Origin of the sequence: Chryseobacterium populi, from assembly GCF_000282115.1 — a bacterium.
GTDB lineage: Bacteria > Bacteroidota > Bacteroidia > Flavobacteriales > Weeksellaceae > Chryseobacterium > Chryseobacterium populi.
In genome coordinates this window covers 106,495-121,387 of sequence record NZ_AKJY01000002.1, presented here as the reverse complement: position 1 = coordinate 121,387, position 14,893 = coordinate 106,495, and the positions used below count along the sequence as shown (strand labels likewise).

Genomic DNA, 14,893 nt, shown 5'->3' with positions numbered 1-14,893 from the left:
TGAGTTTTTAGTTTTAATAATTAATCAAAATTCAACAGATATGTAGAATTGTAATTCGTATAGGAATTTATATTATTTGTGTTTCAATTAAAAATTAAACTTCTGATCTACAACAAATTTACTATCTAATTGGTAATAAATGATATTAAAATGAGGTATTTTTTTCTCTAAAAAATGAACAATATCTTCCAGCTGCTGATCAGAAATCTCTTCAACTTTTATGGTAAAGCCTTTATTCAAATAATTCCCGAAATAGAATCCATCTTTCAGAATTTCAATTTCATTTTTAGAAATTCTTTTAAAATCAGGATTTTTCAGGTCTTTTTCAGATAATGCATTGATCAGCTTATGCTTTCCCAGATGGTTGGTGACAATTCCCCATGAGTAAATTGGTAAAGCGACTTCGATTTGCTGAATAGGATACTCTTCCAGCTTTGAAAGATAACTTTTCAATGTATTGACTTCTAAAATTGAGTTTTCATCAGAGCTTTCCAAAGGTGAAGAAGTGGAGTAGCACATCAGGTATACTTTTTTAACGGGTGGGATTCCGGTAAGGTTTTTATCCTTTACCTGATGAAGACGAAGAGTGCAGGTGATTTCTTTTCCCGAAACTTTCTGCAGTTCCTTTAAAAATTTAAAATAATCATGATGGGTTCCGGCAGTCCAGTCACAATCAATTTGAATTTCATTATTTGTTTTCAGATGATATTCTGCTGTTTTCTTCCGGATTAAACGGTCAATGCTTTCGGCCAGAAACCTGATTTCATCAGCAGAAATATTGAGGAAAGTCTGGTTGGTAATGAAAACCGTGGGAACAATCTTTTTATCTGTAGTAAAGCTTTGATCTTTGGTAATGACTGCAACCGGCTGAAATTTCCCACCGGCTTTACTCACATCAAAAAACCGGGTATATAAATAAGGCGTTGTAGACTGATCTAAGGTTTTTTTCTCCTCCTGATTTAAGGCAAGATGGGTTTTCCAGTAATAAAATGTGTACGGATGATCTTCTTTCTTACATGAAATAACCAAAAGGAAGAGAAATAAAAATCGTAGGATTTTCATTATTGGTAAAATGCACTTTCACAGGTACAGTCTCCTTTATCCATCTCCGAAACAGAACAGCAGTCTTCCGATTTTTGAATATTGCCTTTTTCGTCGGTAAGGTAGATTTTTTCCTTATCGAATTTTACGTAGAGAGTTTCATTATAGGTTTTGAAATATACTTTCATCACTTTAGGATTGTATTTTCCGGCATTGATTTCCTCAGAAGTTTCCTCACCGCTTGCCTGGTTTACCTGTACAAATCCGAAATAGACATCATCGTTTTTCTTTACTTCAAGATAATAAGCCGGAGTTCCGGTACCACTGTATCCTTCAATGATATTGAAAGTTCTTTTTCCTGTAAAAGGAGCTTTAGACTGGGCAAAAGACAAAAGACTGATGCATAGAATAAGGAGGCTGAAAATCTTTTTCATATTTTTTATTCAAAATTAAAAATATCCCAGCAAAAATTAAACCGTAAAAACCCGGTGTTTTTTTTTCAGGAAACTTTTTGGAAAGGATAGAACTTAAGCCTGGGTCATCAACAGAATAAAACCATCCCGGAACGGAATGGTTAATTGAATTTTTTTAAATTATATTTTTAAAATACAGTCGCTCCAAGCTGTATCCTGGCATATTTGTTAGCCGGATTCCACATGGCCGTCATGAATACAGGAAGGCTGTAATGTTCGGAAAATTTAATGGCTTTACTGGCTTTCAGACCTACATTGACAATTTCAAAACTGTTTTTCCCGCTGCCATAAAGGAAGTTTCTGTCATTCAATGCAAACCCGCCGCCGACAAAGGCATCTAAATTCACTTTTTCATCTTTTATCACAGGATAGCTGGCCTGTACATAAGTTGAATATTTATTCTTTTTGTAGCTTCCGTCAGGTTCTAAAACCACTTCTCCTGCATTTGCCCCGCCATAAAGCATAATATCAGCTTCGATATTGACCGGAAATGAAGGCCCGAAAGTATAGTTGGTTCTTAAATCAATAATATGGGCTGTCTTTCTGTTTGAATAGTTGAAAATATCATCAGAAGCAACTTCAGTATTAATATTCCTGGAATTAAATAAATCCCATAACCCGATATACAAACGCCCGTCCGAATATTGAACATAATAATTGATCTCTTTGTAGTGGGTACCGTCTTTATCATCGGTGAGGGAAGAGGCTCCCCACAATCCGACTTTCCATTTCTTTTCTGCATCAAGGGCATAAGAAAGGTTTCCCATAACCACCGGTTTGTCTGTAATAATCAATCCTCTCCACAGGTGATTATTCTGGATGTTGGCGGTAAAATCTAATCTCCCTTCTTTGGTTTTTATGCTGTCCTGGGCAAAAAGATCTCCTGTGCCCAGCATTGCCAGGCATATTATTATCGAAAATTTTTTCATTGATTTTTTTTGTGATTAATTTAAAACACCATAGAGTAGTGCTGCTAAAGTTGCTCCAAGAACAGGGCCTGCGACAGGAATCCATGCATAGCTCCAGTCGCTGCTTCCTTTTACCGGAAGAAGGGCGTGCATAATTCTCGGTCCCAGATCACGTGCCGGGTTAATTGCATATCCGGTAGTTCCTCCCAGGGATAAACCGATTGCCCAAACCAATAAGGTTACCGGAAGTGCACCCACAGAACCCAGGCCTACTTTTGCTGTAGAATCAGTATGTAAAGAAATACTGGGATCTGCAAAATGAAAGATCACGAATACCAGAACGAAAGTTCCTATAATTTCACTGATCAGGTTGGAAGATGTTTTTCTGATGGCCGGACCGGTACTGAAGCAGGCTAACTTTGCCCCTTCATCTTCTGTAATGGCAAAATGATCTTTATTAAACAGCCATACTAAAAATGCCCCTGATAAAGCCCCGATCATTTGGGCGGCAATATATGATGGAACGAGCTCCCAGGAAAATTTTCCTGCAATGGCCAGACCGAGTGTCACAGCGGGGTTCAGATGGGCCCCGCTTATTGGCCCTGCAACGGTAACGCCCACGAAAACGGCTAATGCCCAGGCTGTGGTAATCACGATCCATCCGGAATTATTTCCTTTTGTACCTTTTAAAACGACATTGGCTACAACACCGTTGCCTAATAATATCATAAGCATTGTGCCGATTATTTCTGCTATAAATGGAGTCATATGTATTTTGTGTAAAATGGTTAATCTTCGATCCAGTTTTGAGAACGTGTAACTGCTTTCTTCCATAAATGGATCATGCGGTCTGTCTTCTCTTTTTCCAGCTTAGGATGGAAATCTTTGTCTATGATCCATTGGGACTGGATCTCATCAATATTTTTCCAGTACCCTACGGCAAGGCCAGCAAGATACGCCGCTCCTAATGCAGTTGTTTCCAGTGTCTTCGGTCTTGTAATTTTAAACCCGAATAGATCCGATTGTATCTGCATTAAAAGATCACTTGCGGAAGCTCCACCATCAACTCTCAGCTCAAGGCTGGCTCTCCCGGAATCTGCTTCCATGGCTTTTACAATATCATATACTTGAAATGCGATTCCTTCCAGAGTAGCTCTGGCGATGTGCCCATTTGTAGTTCCGCGGGTAACTCCTACAATCGTTCCTCTTGCATACTGATCCCAATAAGGGGCTCCTAAACCTGTCAAAGCCGGAACAAAATATACTCCGCCATTATCTTCTACAGTTTGAGCGAGGTCATTTATTTCTTCAGCAGTATTAATTAATTTCAAGCCGTCTCGCAGCCATTGTATAGCGGCACCGCCTACAAATACACTTCCTTCTAACGCGTAATTAATTTCTCCGTTGATTTTCCATGCAACAGTTGTAAGCAGGTTATTTTTAGAGGCTACAGCTTCTTTTCCTGTGTTCATTAACAGGAAGCAACCCGTTCCGTATGTGTTTTTTACCATTCCCGGTGTAGTACACATCTGCCCGAACAATGCTGCCTGCTGGTCTCCTGCAATGCCGGCGATCGGAATTTTGGTGGAAAAGAGGGTCGTGGCTGTTTCTCCGTAAATTTCACTGCTTTGTTTCACTTCTGGTAAGATTGCTCTCGGAATATTGAATAACTGTAACAGATCATTATCCCAATCCAAAGTATGAATATTCAGAAGCATGGTTCTGCTGGCATTGGAAACATCGGTGATAAACATTTTTCCGCGGGTAAGTTTCCAAACCAACCATGTATCAACGGTGCCAAAACATAATTTTCCTGCTTCTGCTTTTTCCCTTGCTCCTTCTACATGATCAAGAATCCATTTCAGTTTTGTTGCTGAAAAATATGCATCCAAAACGAGACCTGTTTTTTCTTTGATCATATCGGCATGGCCTTCTTCTTTCAATGAGTCACAATATTTGGCAGTCCTTCTGTCTTGCCAGACTATTGCATTGTACACGGGCTCTCCGGTTTCTCTATCCCATACTACAGTAGTTTCCCGTTGATTGGTGATGCCGATTGCAGCAACCTCCAATCCGGAAATGCCTGCTTTTGCAATAATCTCTGCCGCTACGGAAATCTGGGAAGACCATATTTCATTAGGGTCATGCTCTACCCAACCCGGAGTAGGAAATATCTGTTCAAAACTCTTTTGAGAAATATATTCTATTTCTCCGCTGTGATTAAATAAAATAGCTCTAGAGGAAGTCGTGCCCTGATCTAAAGCAAGAATTAATTTTCCACTCATATCGTGCATATTAATTTAGATTGATTGTTTTAGGAGAATATGGAGTCAGTAAATAACCCTTTGCCAATTCAATGAATTCTTTTTCCTGTTGATGTGCCCATTCCGGACTAAGCCCTCTTTCCTCAGCTATGATTGCTGCGACATGATGAGCACAGTCTATTGCTGCTCTGGCATCCAGAAACAGCATACGGACTCTTCTGGCCAAAACATCTTCTATTGTTTCAGCCATTTCGTTCCGTACGGCCCATATGATTTCGGCTACTGTAAACGGATGATCCGGGTGAATTCTTTCTGCATACTTTTGATTTTCGTTTTGTAAAGACTGTATAGCGGGAATATCAGATCCGTAAACATATAAATGACTGCTTCTGTCCACCTGTTCTGCTTTTACATTACCATGGATGGACAGATGTTCGGTAGATGACGGTACAGTTTTCATTTTATGAATTTCCATGGCTTTATTGATGGTGTCCTCCGCCATTTTACGGTAGGTTGTCCATTTTCCGCCAATAATTGAAACTAACCCGGTGTCTGATGTAATCACTTTGTGGCTTCTGGAAACCTCTTTTGTGTTTTTACCTTCTCCTTTTGGTGCAGCGAGGGGCCTGAGCCCTGCAAATACAGATTTTACATCTTCCCGGGTCGGTTTTTTTGAGAGATATTGCCTTGCCGTATTCAGAACAAAATTAATTTCCTGTTCTAAAGCCCTCGGTTCAAAGCTTTCGTTTTCCAATAAAGTATCAGTTGTCCCCACTAAAGCCCTGTCATGCCACGGAACCACAAACAAAACCCTTCCGTCTGACGTTTTTGGAATCATGATGGCATCGTCACTTTTCAGAAAAGATTTATCTAGTACCAGGTGGATCCCCTGGCTTGGAACAACGAATTTGCCATGCTTGGGATTATTCATATTCAGAATGTCATTGGTGAAAACCCCGGTTGCGTTGATTACTACCTTCGTATGTATTTCGTATTGCTTATGGGTGAACTGATCTTCAGCAATGACGCCTGTTATTTTATTTGAATCATTTTTAATCAGGTTTATTACTTTCAGATAATTAATGGCACTACCTCCTTTTTCAATAATTGTTTGTGCCAGGTTGATCGCTAGGCGGGCGTCATCAAACTGTCCGTCCTGATACACTACACCACTCATCAGGTTTTTCTGTTCTATCGTGGGAAGTTTACCGATTGTCTTGGATTTGCTGATATATTGTGTTCTTCCGAGACTTAGCTTCCCTGCCAGAAAATCATAGATAGATAATCCTATTTTATAATAGATACCGCCCCACCAAGTGTAATTAGGTATGATGAATGACTGGTTTTTTACTACGTGGGCTGCATTCTTTGCAAGCAGGCCTCTTTCTTTCAAAGCTTCTTTTACAAGCCCGATATCGCCCTGTGCAAGATACCTTACGCCCCCATGTACAAGTTTCGTGCTTCTGCTGGAGGTTGCTTTTGCAAAATCATGGGATTCTATCAATAATGTTTTAAATCCCCTGCTTGTTGCATCCAATGCTGAACCTAAGCCACTCGCTCCACCACCTATAACAATAAAATCCCATTCCTGAGTTTCGGCTAATTTTTTTAGTTCTTCATTTCGTTTCATAAAAGTTTCGTTTATGTTTCGTTTTCAAATGTATAAATTAAAAATGAAACTAAAAAGAAAATAAATGAAATTTTTAAAAAGTCGAAAAAAAATGATATTTTTGATGAAACAAATACAATGGAAAAGCTAATAGCCCGGCATAATGATATTTTAAAGGTATTGGATGAAAAAGACTATGTTCTTGTGCAGGAGCTGTGCGAAAAATTTAATGTTTCTTCAGTTACGATCCGGAAGGATTTGAACTACCTGGAAAGCTTGGGACTGCTTTTCCGGAATCATGGCGGTGCCAGTAAGCATGTGCGATATGCCTATGAAAGGAATGTCGATGAAAAAGAAAATATCAATGTAGAGGCCAAACAGAATATTGCAAAAGCTGCGTTACAGCTTATTGATGAAAATGATTGTATTATTCTTGCTTCAGGGACTACCATGCACTATCTTGCCCGGATGCTTAAGAATTTTGGGCCGCTTACCGTTCTTACTTCTTCTTTAAGAGTTGCTCTTGAGCTTTGCAATAACCCTAATATTAATATCATTCAGCTGGGCGGTGAGGTAAGGAAGAGTTCTACTTCCATTGTAGGTTCTATTTCCGAAACGATTTTAAGACAGTTTTCATGTAACAAATTATTCCTTGGAGTTGACGGGATTGATATGGAGTTCGGGATCAGTACATCAAACGCTGCCGAAGCCCATCTGAATCAGCTGATGATCGGATGTTCTGAAAAAGTAGTTATACTTGCAGATTCTTCCAAATTAAATAAAAAGGGCTTCGGGAAAATCGCTTCTCTGGATAAAATAGATTATCTGATTACGGATAATGATATTCTGGAGGAAGATAAAATCAGACTTGAAGAGGCAGGAGTGAGTGTCATTTCAAAATAGTCGTGTAATTTTTTCGAAGAAATCAAAAAGATTTTCTAAAATTTCAACTTTATTTTTTTGAAATTACCTAATTCATTAAAAATCAAAATATTTTGCTGGAAATATTTGTCAGTTGTAAAATTATTCATACATTTGCACACTCATTTTAGGGGCGTAGTATGCCTATATCAAAAGTAGAAATTACTTCAGACTTCCTGAAAATGATGATAAATAAAGGATAAATTTTATTATAATATAAACAATGTCAGGTATTATTGGTAAAAAAATCGGTATGACGTCTTTGTTTAACGAAGAAGGAAAAAACATTCCTTGTACAGTTATTCAGGCAGGCCCATGCTCGGTTTTACAGGTCAGAACCATAGAAAAGGACGGCTACAAGTCAGTTCAATTGGGTTTCGATGACAAGAGTGAAAAGAACGTTGGTAAAGCGTTAGCTGGCCATTTTAAAAAGGCTGGTTCTGCTCCTAAAGCTAAATTGGTAGAATTCTACAGAGAATTTGTTGATGAAGTGAAAGTAGGAGAAGAAGTAAAAGTTGATTTATTTGCTGAAGGTGAATATGTTGACGTAACAGGAACTTCAAAAGGTAAAGGTTTCCAGGGTGTTGTTAAAAGACATGGCTTTGGAGGTGTAATGCAAGCTACTCATGGTCAGCACAACAGACTTAGAGCTCCGGGTTCTATCGGTGCTGGATCGGATCCTTCGAGAGTATTCAAAGGAATGAGAATGGCGGGTAGAATGGGAGGTAAGCAGGTAACTGTTCAAAACCTTCAAGTGTTAAAAGTGGATCAAGAACAAAATCTTTTAGTAGTAAAAGGTGCTGTTCCGGGAGCTAAAAATTCTTATGTAATTATCAGAAAATGGAACTAGTAGTATTAAATACATCAGGAAAAGAGACCGGAAGAAAAGTAACTCTAGACGAAACAGTATTCGGAATTGAGCCAAATCAGCACGCGGTTTACTTAGAAGTTAAACAGTACCTTGCTGCACAAAGACAAGGAACTCATAAAGCAAAAGAAAGAAGCGAAATCACTGCTTCTACTAAAAAACTTAAGAAGCAGAAAGGATCCGGTTCTGCCAGATATGGTGATATCAAATCTCCAACTTTCAGAGGTGGAGGTAGAGTATTCGGACCAAAACCAAGAGACTACAGATTCAAATTGAACAAAGCTCTTAAGAGATTAGCTAAGAAATCTGTTTTATCTCAGAAAATGAGAGACAACAGCATCAGAGTAATGGAAGATATGAGCTTAAACGCTCCTAAAACTAAAGATTTCATCACGATCTTAAATGCATTGGCATTAAATGATAAGAAGTCTTTATTCGTACTTCCTGAAGCTAACAAGAATGTATATTTATCTTCAAGAAACTTACCTAAAACTAAAGTAATGAACTTTAACGAAATCAGTTCATATGACTTAATAAATGCAGGTGAGATCATTTTCTTAGAAGGTGCCGTTGAAAAATTCCAGGAAAATTTAAAGAAATAAGTCATGTCAGTTATCATTAAACCAGTTATTTCAGAAAAGGCTAACTATCTTACGGATTTAAGAGGTGCTTATTCTTTCTTAGTAAATACTAAGGCGAATAAAATCCAGATTAAAAAAGCTGTGGAAGAAGCTTACGGTGTAAAAGTAGCAGACGTTAGAACAATGATTTATGCTCCGAAGGTTTCTTCGAAATACACTAAAAAAGGTCTTCAAGTAGGAAAGACAAACAAATTGAAAAAGGCGGTTATCACTCTTGCTGAAGGAGAAGTAATCGACATTTTTGCTGTAAATTAATTATTAATTATAAATAATAGTAATGTCTGTTAGAAAATTAAAACCTATCACCCCGGGACAGAGATTCAGAATTGTAAACAATTTTGAGGAAATTACTACCAACAAACCAGAGAAATCTCTAACAGTTGGTATTAAAAAGTCAGGTGGACGTAACCAAACAGGTAAAATGACCATGCGTTACACCGGAGGTGGACACAAAAAGAAATACAGAATTATCGACTTCAAAAGAAACAAAGCTAACGTTGAAGCTACGGTAAAAACTGTAGAATACGATCCAAACAGAACTGCATTTATCGCTTTATTAGAGTATGCTGACGGAGAGAAGAGATACATCATCGCTCCAAACGGTATCAAAGTAGATCAGAAAGTAGTTTCAGGTGAAAGCGTAGAACCAAACGTAGGTAACGCAATGAAATTGAAAAACATTCCATTGGGTACTGTAATTTCTTGTGTTGAAATGAAACCTGGTCAAGGGGCAATTTTAGCAAGAAGTGCTGGTTCTTCAGCTCAATTAACTTCAAGAGATGGTAAATATGCAATCATCAAATTGCCTTCAGGAGAATCCAGAATGATCCTTACTGAATGTATGGCAATGATTGGATCAGTTTCCAACTCAGATCACCAATTAACTGTATCAGGTAAAGCTGGTAGAAGCAGATGGTTAGGTAGAAGACCAAGAACAAGAGCGGTAGTAATGAACCCTGTAGATCACCCGATGGGTGGTGGTGAAGGACGTTCTTCAGGAGGTCACCCAAGATCTAGAAACGGTATGCCGTCTAAAGGTTACAAAACTAGAAAGAAAAACAAAGTGTCTAACCGTTACATCGTATCTAAAAGAAAATAATTATGGCAAGATCACTTAAAAAAGGACCGTTCATTCATCATACTTTAGATAAGAAGGTTCAGGCAAATATAGAGTCTGGTAAGAAGACAGTTATCAAAACTTGGTCTAGAGCATCGATGATCTCTCCGGACTTCGTAGGACAAACTATTGCTGTACACAACGGGAAATCTTTTATCCCTGTTTACGTTACAGAAAACATGGTTGGTCACAAGTTAGGCGAATTTTCTCCAACAAGATCTTTCAGAGGTCATGGTGGTAATAAAAACAAAGGAAGCAGATAATCATGGGATCAAGAAAACAAGATAGTTCAATCGCAAGAAAAGAAGCTAACAAAGACGTTGTAAAAGCTTCATTAAACAATTGCCCGTCTTCTCCAAGAAAAATGAGATTAGTTGCTGATATCATTAGAGGAGAGCAGGTAGATAAAGCTCTTTATATCCTAAAATATTCTAAAAAAGAAGCATCTAACAAGTTAGAGAAATTACTTCTTTCTGCTATGGCAAACTGGCAGACTAAAAACGAAGGTGCGGATATCGAAGAAGCTAACCTTATCGTTAAAGAAATATTCGTGGATAGTGCAAGACAATTGAAGAGACTAAGACCAGCTCCGCAAGGTAGAGGGTACAGAATCAGAAAAAGATCTAACCACGTTACATTAATCTTAGGTAATAAAGAAAATTAATCAAGGTATGGGACAGAAGACAAATCCAATTGGTAACAGATTAGGTATCATCAGAGGATGGGATTCTAACTGGTTTGGTGGAAACGATTATGGAGACAGAATCGCTGAAGACTACAAAATCAGAAGATACCTTGAAGCTAGATTATCTAAAGGTGGAATTTCAAAAATATATATTGAAAGAACATTAAAATTAGTAACAGTTACTATTACTACTGCTAGACCGGGACTTATCATCGGTAAAGGAGGTCAGGAAGTTGACAAGTTAAAAGAAGAATTGAAGAAACTTACAAAAAAGGATATTCAGATCAATATTTTCGAAATCAAAAGACCTGAGCTTGATGCAGTATTGGTAGCTGATAGCATTGCTAAGCAAATTGAAAACAGAATTTCTTACAGAAGAGCTGTTAAAATGGCAATGGCAGGTACAATGAGAATGGGTGCAGAAGGTATCAAAGTTCAGATCTCCGGTAGATTGAATGGTGCTGAAATGGCAAGAAGCGAATCTTTCAAAGACGGAAGAATTCCTTTGTCTACCTTCAGAGCTGATATCGATTATCATATTGGTGAAGCATTGACTCAATATGGTAAGCTTGGGGTGAAAGTTTGGATTATGAAAGGTGAAGTTTACGGTAAAAGAGAACTTTCTCCTTTAGTAGGACAACAGAAAAAAGGACCTTCAGGAGGTGGAAACAGAGGAGATAGAGATAACAGAAGACCTTCAAGAGATAAAAAAAATAATTAATAAAATTTTAGAGGATAGTTTTTAAATGACCGTTACTTTTTTAAAATCTAAATTCTAAAATCTAAAATTTAAGAAATTATGTTACAACCAAAAAGAACCAAATTCCGTAGAGTTCATAAGATGAAGATGAAGGGGATTGCTCAGAGAGGTAATCAACTTGCTTATGGAACTTTCGGAATCAAAGCAACAGAAGGTGCTTGGATCACTGCAAGACAAATTGAAGCTGCACGTATCGCTGCTACAAGATATATGAAGAGAGAAGGTCAACTATGGATCAAAATCTTCCCGGATAAGCCTATTACTAAAAAACCAGCCGAAGTAAGGATGGGTAAAGGTAAAGGTGCCGTGGAATATTGGGTAGCTGTAGTAAAACCAGGTAAAATTATGTTCGAAATCGGAGGTGTACCTTACGAAATCGCTAAAGAAGCATTAAGACTTGCTGCACAAAAATTACCGGTAGTGACCAAATTTATAGTTGCTAATGATTTTGTTAAACCTCTATAATCTTTGAATACAATGAAAAAAGCTGATATTAAAAATTTAAGCGCGGGAGATATTCAAACTAAACTAGCTGAAGCTAAAGCTCAATATTCAAAATTGATCCTGGCTCATAAAATCAGCCCAGTTGAGAACCCGATTCAAATCAGAGATTTGAGAAAAACAATCGCAAGATTAAATACAGAGTTAACTACTAAACAACAATAAGATTTTCATACATTATGGAAAGAAACTTAAGAAAAGAAAGAATCGGAATAGTTTCCAGCAATAAAATGGAAAAGACCATTGTTGTAAGTGAGACGACGAGAGTAAAGCACCCGATGTACGGTAAATTCGTATTAAAAACGAAAAAATATACTGCACACGACGAGAACAACGAATGCACAGAAGGAGATACAGTTCTTATTCAAGAAACTAGACCTTTGAGCAAGAATAAAAGATGGAGATTAGTAAGAATCATTGAAAAAGCTAAGTAATGTTACAAACAGAATCAAGATTAAAAGTTGCTGATAACACTGGTGCTAAAGAAGTATTGGTAATCAGAGTTCTGGGAGGAACCAGAAGAAGATATGCTTCAGTTGGTGATAAAATCGTAGTTACGATCAAAGATTCTACACCATCAGGAAACGCTAAAAAAGGTCAGGTATCTAAAGCTGTAGTAGTAAGAACTAAAAAAGCAGTGAGAAGAAAAGATGGTTCATACATCAAATTCGAAGACAATGCTTGTGTATTACTAAACGCAGCAGGAGAAATGAGAGGAACCCGTGTTTTCGGACCGGTTGCCCGTGAGTTGAGAGACAAAGAATATATGAAAATCATTTCATTAGCTCCTGAAGTACTTTAATTTTAAAAATTTTTAAAAAAAAATGTCAAAGTTAAAAATAAAAAGAGGAGATAACGTAATCATTACTACTGGTAAGAAAGATATCAAAGGTAAGACTGGTGAAGTTATTGAAGTGATCAAAAAAGAAGGAAAAGACCCTAGAGTAATCGTTGCAGGACTTAACATCATCAAAAAGCACGTTAAGCCTTCAGCTTCAAATCCTCAAGGAGGAATTGTAGAAAGAGAAGCTTCTATTCATATCTCAAACATAGCTTTAGTTGGTAAAGACGGAAAAGCTATCAAAGTAGGTTACAGAACTGAAGGAGATAAGAAAGTAAGATTTGATAAAAAAACGGGTGAAACTTTATAATTTTAAATAACACATGGAATATATAGCAAGACCCAAAAAAGCATATAAAGAAACAATTGTTCCTGCAATGATGGAAGAATTTGGGTACAAATCTGTAATGCAGGTACCTAGATTAGAAAAAATCATCTTATCTCAAGGTTTAGGTGATGCTACTGCAGACAAAAAAATCATTGACTATGCTGTTGAAGAACTTACAAATATTACCGGGCAAAAAGCTGTAGGTACTATTTCTAAAAAGGATGAAGCTGCTTTCAAATTAAGAAAAGGTATGCCTGTAGGTGCTAAGGTTACTCTTAGAGCTAACAAAATGTACGAGTTCTTAGATAGATTGACTTCTTCTGCATTGCCACGTATTAGAGATTTTTCTGGTATCAAAGCTGATGGTTTCGACGGTAGAGGTAATTACAACTTAGGTATTACTGAGCAAATTATCTTCCCTGAGATCGTAATCGACAAAGTGAAAAAAATCCAAGGGATGGACATCACTTTCGTTACCACTGCGAAAACAGATAAAGAAGCTAAAGCATTATTAACTCACTTCGGTTTACCATTTAAAAAGAACTAAGAAATGGCTAAAGAATCAATGAAAGCGCGTGAGCGCAAAAGAGAAGCACTAGTTGCTAAATACGCTGACAAAAGAAAGGCTTTAAAAGAAGCTGGTGATTATGAAGCACTTCAGAAATTACCTAAAAATGCTTCTCCTGTAAGATTACACAACAGATGTAAACTAACAGGTAGACCAAGAGGATACATGAGAACGTTTGGTATTTCCAGAGTAACTTTCAGAGAAATGGCAAACAACGGTCTTATCCCGGGAGTTAAAAAAGCCAGTTGGTAATAATTACTAATTAATCGGGACAATTAAGTTGTCTGGATACTAAAGAATAAAAATATCAGACCTAAGATTTTCTGAAGTCTGATATTTTAATCTTCAAGTCCCTTCAATACTGATTGTCTTTAACCAATAATTTTAAAATAGAAAAATGGTAACAGATCCAATTTCAGATTTCCTAACAAGAGTAAGGAACGCACAAAGCGCAGGCCACAAAGTGGTGGAAATTCCTGCATCGAAAATCAAAAAGGAGATTACGAAGATCTTATTTGATCAGGGGTATATTTTAAACTACAAGTTTGAAGATAACGCTGTTCAGGGAGCAATCAAAATCGCTTTAAAGTATGACAAACAAACCAACAAACCTGCTATTAAGTCTATCCAAAGAGCTTCAAGACCAGGTTTAAGACAGTACAAAGGTTCAACTGAGCTTCCAAGAGTACTTAACGGTTTGGGTGTAGCTATCATCTCTACTTCAAGAGGAGTAATGACTGATAAGAAAGCTAGAGAAGAGAAAGTAGGCGGTGAAGTAATCTGCTATGTTTATTAATTTTTAATCAAAGGAAAATGTCAAGAATTGGTAAAGCAATTATAACAATTCCCGCTGGAGTTACAATCACTGAAAAAGAAGGTGTGGTAACTGTAAAAGGTCCTAAAGGAGAACTTTCTCAGGAGCTTACAGAAGGAATTACTTTAGAACAGAAAGAGGGTGAGCTTACTGTAAGCAGACCGTCTGATTCTAAACAACACAAAGCGCTTCACGGTTTATACAGAGCGTTGATCAACAACATGATTGTTGGTGCATCAGAAGGTTTCGAAAAGAAACTTGAACTAGTAGGAGTAGGATACAGAGCTTCTCACTCAGGTCAGAAACTTGAGTTGGCTTTAGGATTCTCTCACGGTATCGTTTTAGAACTTCCTAGCGAAGTGAAAGTAGATACATTGACTGAAAAAGGTAAAAACCCAATTATTACTTTAACGTCTTACGATAAGCAACTTCTTGGAATGGTAGCGGCAAAGATCCGTTCATTCAGAAAGCCTGAGCCGTACAAAGGAAAAGGTGTGAGATTCGTTGGTGAAAATGTTAGACGTAAAGCTGGTAAATCTGCTTAATAAATTATA

Annotated in this window: 23 protein-coding genes; 17 read left to right on the top strand and 6 right to left on the bottom strand. The window is 37.4% G+C overall.

The window, feature by feature from the left end; translation table 11 throughout:
* Positions 1 to 87: 87 nt before the first annotated feature.
* The 6 genes from PMI13_RS00640 to PMI13_RS00615 all read right to left on the bottom strand — a co-directional run bounded on the left by PMI13_RS00640 (position 88) and on the right by PMI13_RS00615 (position 6,316).
* The gene (locus PMI13_RS00640) at positions 88 to 1,062 is read right to left on the bottom strand and encodes a hypothetical protein (RefSeq protein WP_007839529.1); all 975 of its coding nucleotides are present in this window, start codon (positions 1,060 to 1,062) and stop codon (positions 88 to 90) included.
* A complete protein-coding gene (locus tag PMI13_RS00635) occupies positions 1,062 to 1,475 on the bottom strand; it encodes a hypothetical protein (protein WP_007839527.1) in 414 nt (137 codons plus the stop codon). The genes PMI13_RS00640 and PMI13_RS00635 overlap by 1 nt, the downstream gene beginning before the upstream one ends.
* Before the next feature lie 167 nt (positions 1,476 to 1,642).
* The gene (locus PMI13_RS00630; RefSeq protein WP_034669458.1) at positions 1,643 to 2,443 is read right to left on the bottom strand and encodes a hypothetical protein; all 801 of its coding nucleotides are present in this window, start codon (positions 2,441 to 2,443) and stop codon (positions 1,643 to 1,645) included.
* Between the two features lie 15 nt (positions 2,444 to 2,458).
* Entirely contained in the window at positions 2,459 to 3,190 is a 732-nt protein-coding gene (locus tag PMI13_RS00625; protein WP_007839524.1) for an MIP/aquaporin family protein, read from the bottom strand.
* 20 nt (positions 3,191 to 3,210) lie between these two features.
* The gene (gene glpK / locus PMI13_RS00620) at positions 3,211 to 4,707 is read right to left on the bottom strand and encodes a glycerol kinase GlpK (protein ID WP_034669478.1); all 1,497 of its coding nucleotides are present in this window, start codon (positions 4,705 to 4,707) and stop codon (positions 3,211 to 3,213) included.
* Positions 4,708 to 4,717: 10 nt separating this feature from the next.
* Positions 4,718 to 6,316, bottom strand: a complete 1,599-nt coding sequence (locus tag PMI13_RS00615) for a glycerol-3-phosphate dehydrogenase/oxidase (protein WP_007839522.1) — start codon at positions 6,314 to 6,316, stop codon at positions 4,718 to 4,720.
* A gap of 117 nt (positions 6,317 to 6,433) precedes the next feature.
* On the opposite strand from PMI13_RS00615, the gene PMI13_RS00610 reads away from it, so the two are divergent.
* The 17 genes from PMI13_RS00610 (at position 6,434) to rplF (ending at position 14,884) form a co-directional block, all read left to right on the top strand.
* Positions 6,434 to 7,198, top strand: coding sequence for a DeoR/GlpR family DNA-binding transcription regulator (locus PMI13_RS00610; RefSeq protein ID WP_007839521.1), 765 nt, complete (start codon positions 6,434 to 6,436; stop codon positions 7,196 to 7,198).
* A gap of 241 nt (positions 7,199 to 7,439) precedes the next feature.
* A complete protein-coding gene (gene rplC / locus PMI13_RS00605) occupies positions 7,440 to 8,066 on the top strand; it encodes a 50S ribosomal protein L3 (RefSeq protein ID WP_007839520.1) in 627 nt (208 codons plus the stop codon).
* Positions 8,057 to 8,686, top strand: a complete 630-nt coding sequence (gene rplD, locus PMI13_RS00600; RefSeq protein ID WP_007839519.1) for a 50S ribosomal protein L4 — start codon at positions 8,057 to 8,059, stop codon at positions 8,684 to 8,686. The genes rplC and rplD overlap by 10 nt, the downstream gene beginning before the upstream one ends.
* A 3-nt stretch (positions 8,687 to 8,689) precedes the next feature.
* Positions 8,690 to 8,980 (top strand): 50S ribosomal protein L23, encoded by a 291-nt coding sequence (gene rplW / locus PMI13_RS00595; protein ID WP_007839518.1) that lies wholly within the window; start codon positions 8,690 to 8,692, stop codon positions 8,978 to 8,980.
* A 22-nt stretch (positions 8,981 to 9,002) separates the two neighbouring features.
* Positions 9,003 to 9,824, top strand: a complete 822-nt coding sequence (gene rplB, locus PMI13_RS00590) for a 50S ribosomal protein L2 (protein WP_007839515.1) — start codon at positions 9,003 to 9,005, stop codon at positions 9,822 to 9,824.
* Positions 9,825 to 9,826: 2 nt separating this feature from the next.
* Positions 9,827 to 10,105 (top strand): 30S ribosomal protein S19, encoded by a 279-nt coding sequence (gene rpsS / locus PMI13_RS00585; RefSeq protein WP_002983209.1) that lies wholly within the window; start codon positions 9,827 to 9,829, stop codon positions 10,103 to 10,105.
* Positions 10,106 to 10,107: 2 nt separating this feature from the next.
* Positions 10,108 to 10,506 (top strand): 50S ribosomal protein L22, encoded by a 399-nt coding sequence (gene rplV / locus PMI13_RS00580; protein WP_007839512.1) that lies wholly within the window; start codon positions 10,108 to 10,110, stop codon positions 10,504 to 10,506.
* 7 nt (positions 10,507 to 10,513) lie between these two features.
* Positions 10,514 to 11,248 (top strand): 30S ribosomal protein S3, encoded by a 735-nt coding sequence (gene rpsC, locus PMI13_RS00575; RefSeq protein WP_007839510.1) that lies wholly within the window; start codon positions 10,514 to 10,516, stop codon positions 11,246 to 11,248.
* A 78-nt stretch (positions 11,249 to 11,326) separates the two neighbouring features.
* Entirely contained in the window at positions 11,327 to 11,752 is a 426-nt protein-coding gene (gene rplP, locus PMI13_RS00570) for a 50S ribosomal protein L16 (RefSeq protein WP_007839509.1), read from the top strand.
* A gap of 12 nt (positions 11,753 to 11,764) precedes the next feature.
* Positions 11,765 to 11,953 carry a 50S ribosomal protein L29 gene (gene rpmC, locus PMI13_RS00565; protein WP_007839507.1) on the top strand — a complete coding sequence of 63 codons (189 nt, stop codon included), beginning with the start codon at positions 11,765 to 11,767 and terminating at the stop codon, positions 11,951 to 11,953.
* Between the two features lie 11 nt (positions 11,954 to 11,964).
* A complete protein-coding gene (gene rpsQ / locus PMI13_RS00560; RefSeq protein ID WP_034669456.1) occupies positions 11,965 to 12,222 on the top strand; it encodes a 30S ribosomal protein S17 in 258 nt (85 codons plus the stop codon).
* Positions 12,222 to 12,590 (top strand): 50S ribosomal protein L14, encoded by a 369-nt coding sequence (gene rplN / locus PMI13_RS00555; protein ID WP_007839504.1) that lies wholly within the window; start codon positions 12,222 to 12,224, stop codon positions 12,588 to 12,590. The genes rpsQ and rplN overlap by 1 nt, the downstream gene beginning before the upstream one ends.
* Positions 12,591 to 12,612: 22 nt before the next feature.
* Complete coding sequence (gene rplX, locus PMI13_RS00550; RefSeq protein WP_007839503.1) at positions 12,613 to 12,939, top strand: 50S ribosomal protein L24; 327 nt, start codon at positions 12,613 to 12,615, stop codon at positions 12,937 to 12,939.
* Between the two features lie 13 nt (positions 12,940 to 12,952).
* Complete coding sequence (gene rplE, locus PMI13_RS00545; RefSeq protein ID WP_007839502.1) at positions 12,953 to 13,504, top strand: 50S ribosomal protein L5; 552 nt, start codon at positions 12,953 to 12,955, stop codon at positions 13,502 to 13,504.
* Positions 13,505 to 13,507: 3 nt separating this feature from the next.
* On the top strand, positions 13,508 to 13,777 hold the full coding sequence (gene rpsN, locus PMI13_RS00540; RefSeq protein ID WP_007839501.1) for a 30S ribosomal protein S14: 270 nt from the start codon (positions 13,508 to 13,510) through the stop codon (positions 13,775 to 13,777).
* Positions 13,778 to 13,922: 145 nt separating this feature from the next.
* A complete protein-coding gene (gene rpsH, locus PMI13_RS00535) occupies positions 13,923 to 14,321 on the top strand; it encodes a 30S ribosomal protein S8 (protein WP_007839500.1) in 399 nt (132 codons plus the stop codon).
* Between the two features lie 17 nt (positions 14,322 to 14,338).
* Positions 14,339 to 14,884 (top strand): 50S ribosomal protein L6, encoded by a 546-nt coding sequence (rplF, locus tag PMI13_RS00530; protein ID WP_007839498.1) that lies wholly within the window; start codon positions 14,339 to 14,341, stop codon positions 14,882 to 14,884.
* Positions 14,885 to 14,893: the final 9 nt, after the last annotated feature.

What these genes read in the sequence shown, in the direction of transcription:
- PMI13_RS00640 (WP_007839529.1), bottom strand. Translation starts at nt 1,062, where the DNA reads ATGAAAATCCTACGATTTTTATTTCTCTTCCTTTTGGTTATTTCATGT.
- PMI13_RS00635 (WP_007839527.1), bottom strand. Translation starts at nt 1,475, where the DNA reads ATGAAAAAGATTTTCAGCCTCCTTATTCTATGCATCAGTCTTTTGTCT.
- PMI13_RS00630 (WP_034669458.1), bottom strand. Translation starts at nt 2,443, where the DNA reads ATGAAAAAATTTTCGATAATAATATGCCTGGCAATGCTGGGCACAGGA.
- PMI13_RS00625 (WP_007839524.1), bottom strand. Translation starts at nt 3,190, where the DNA reads ATGACTCCATTTATAGCAGAAATAATCGGCACAATGCTTATGATATTA.
- glpK (WP_034669478.1), bottom strand. Translation starts at nt 4,707, where the DNA reads ATGAGTGGAAAATTAATTCTTGCTTTAGATCAGGGCACGACTTCCTCT.
- PMI13_RS00615 (WP_007839522.1), bottom strand. Translation starts at nt 6,316, where the DNA reads ATGAAACGAAATGAAGAACTAAAAAAATTAGCCGAAACTCAGGAATGG.
- PMI13_RS00610 (WP_007839521.1), top strand. Translation starts at nt 6,434, where the DNA reads ATGGAAAAGCTAATAGCCCGGCATAATGATATTTTAAAGGTATTGGAT.
- rplC (WP_007839520.1), top strand. Translation starts at nt 7,440, where the DNA reads ATGTCAGGTATTATTGGTAAAAAAATCGGTATGACGTCTTTGTTTAAC.
- rplD (WP_007839519.1), top strand. Translation starts at nt 8,057, where the DNA reads ATGGAACTAGTAGTATTAAATACATCAGGAAAAGAGACCGGAAGAAAA.
- rplW (WP_007839518.1), top strand. Translation starts at nt 8,690, where the DNA reads ATGTCAGTTATCATTAAACCAGTTATTTCAGAAAAGGCTAACTATCTT.
- rplB (WP_007839515.1), top strand. Translation starts at nt 9,003, where the DNA reads ATGTCTGTTAGAAAATTAAAACCTATCACCCCGGGACAGAGATTCAGA.
- rpsS (WP_002983209.1), top strand. Translation starts at nt 9,827, where the DNA reads ATGGCAAGATCACTTAAAAAAGGACCGTTCATTCATCATACTTTAGAT.
- rplV (WP_007839512.1), top strand. Translation starts at nt 10,108, where the DNA reads ATGGGATCAAGAAAACAAGATAGTTCAATCGCAAGAAAAGAAGCTAAC.
- rpsC (WP_007839510.1), top strand. Translation starts at nt 10,514, where the DNA reads ATGGGACAGAAGACAAATCCAATTGGTAACAGATTAGGTATCATCAGA.
- rplP (WP_007839509.1), top strand. Translation starts at nt 11,327, where the DNA reads ATGTTACAACCAAAAAGAACCAAATTCCGTAGAGTTCATAAGATGAAG.
- rpmC (WP_007839507.1), top strand. Translation starts at nt 11,765, where the DNA reads ATGAAAAAAGCTGATATTAAAAATTTAAGCGCGGGAGATATTCAAACT.
- rplN (WP_007839504.1), top strand. Translation starts at nt 12,222, where the DNA reads ATGTTACAAACAGAATCAAGATTAAAAGTTGCTGATAACACTGGTGCT.
- rplX (WP_007839503.1), top strand. Translation starts at nt 12,613, where the DNA reads ATGTCAAAGTTAAAAATAAAAAGAGGAGATAACGTAATCATTACTACT.
- rplE (WP_007839502.1), top strand. Translation starts at nt 12,953, where the DNA reads ATGGAATATATAGCAAGACCCAAAAAAGCATATAAAGAAACAATTGTT.
- rpsN (WP_007839501.1), top strand. Translation starts at nt 13,508, where the DNA reads ATGGCTAAAGAATCAATGAAAGCGCGTGAGCGCAAAAGAGAAGCACTA.
- rpsH (WP_007839500.1), top strand. Translation starts at nt 13,923, where the DNA reads ATGGTAACAGATCCAATTTCAGATTTCCTAACAAGAGTAAGGAACGCA.
- rplF (WP_007839498.1), top strand. Translation starts at nt 14,339, where the DNA reads ATGTCAAGAATTGGTAAAGCAATTATAACAATTCCCGCTGGAGTTACA.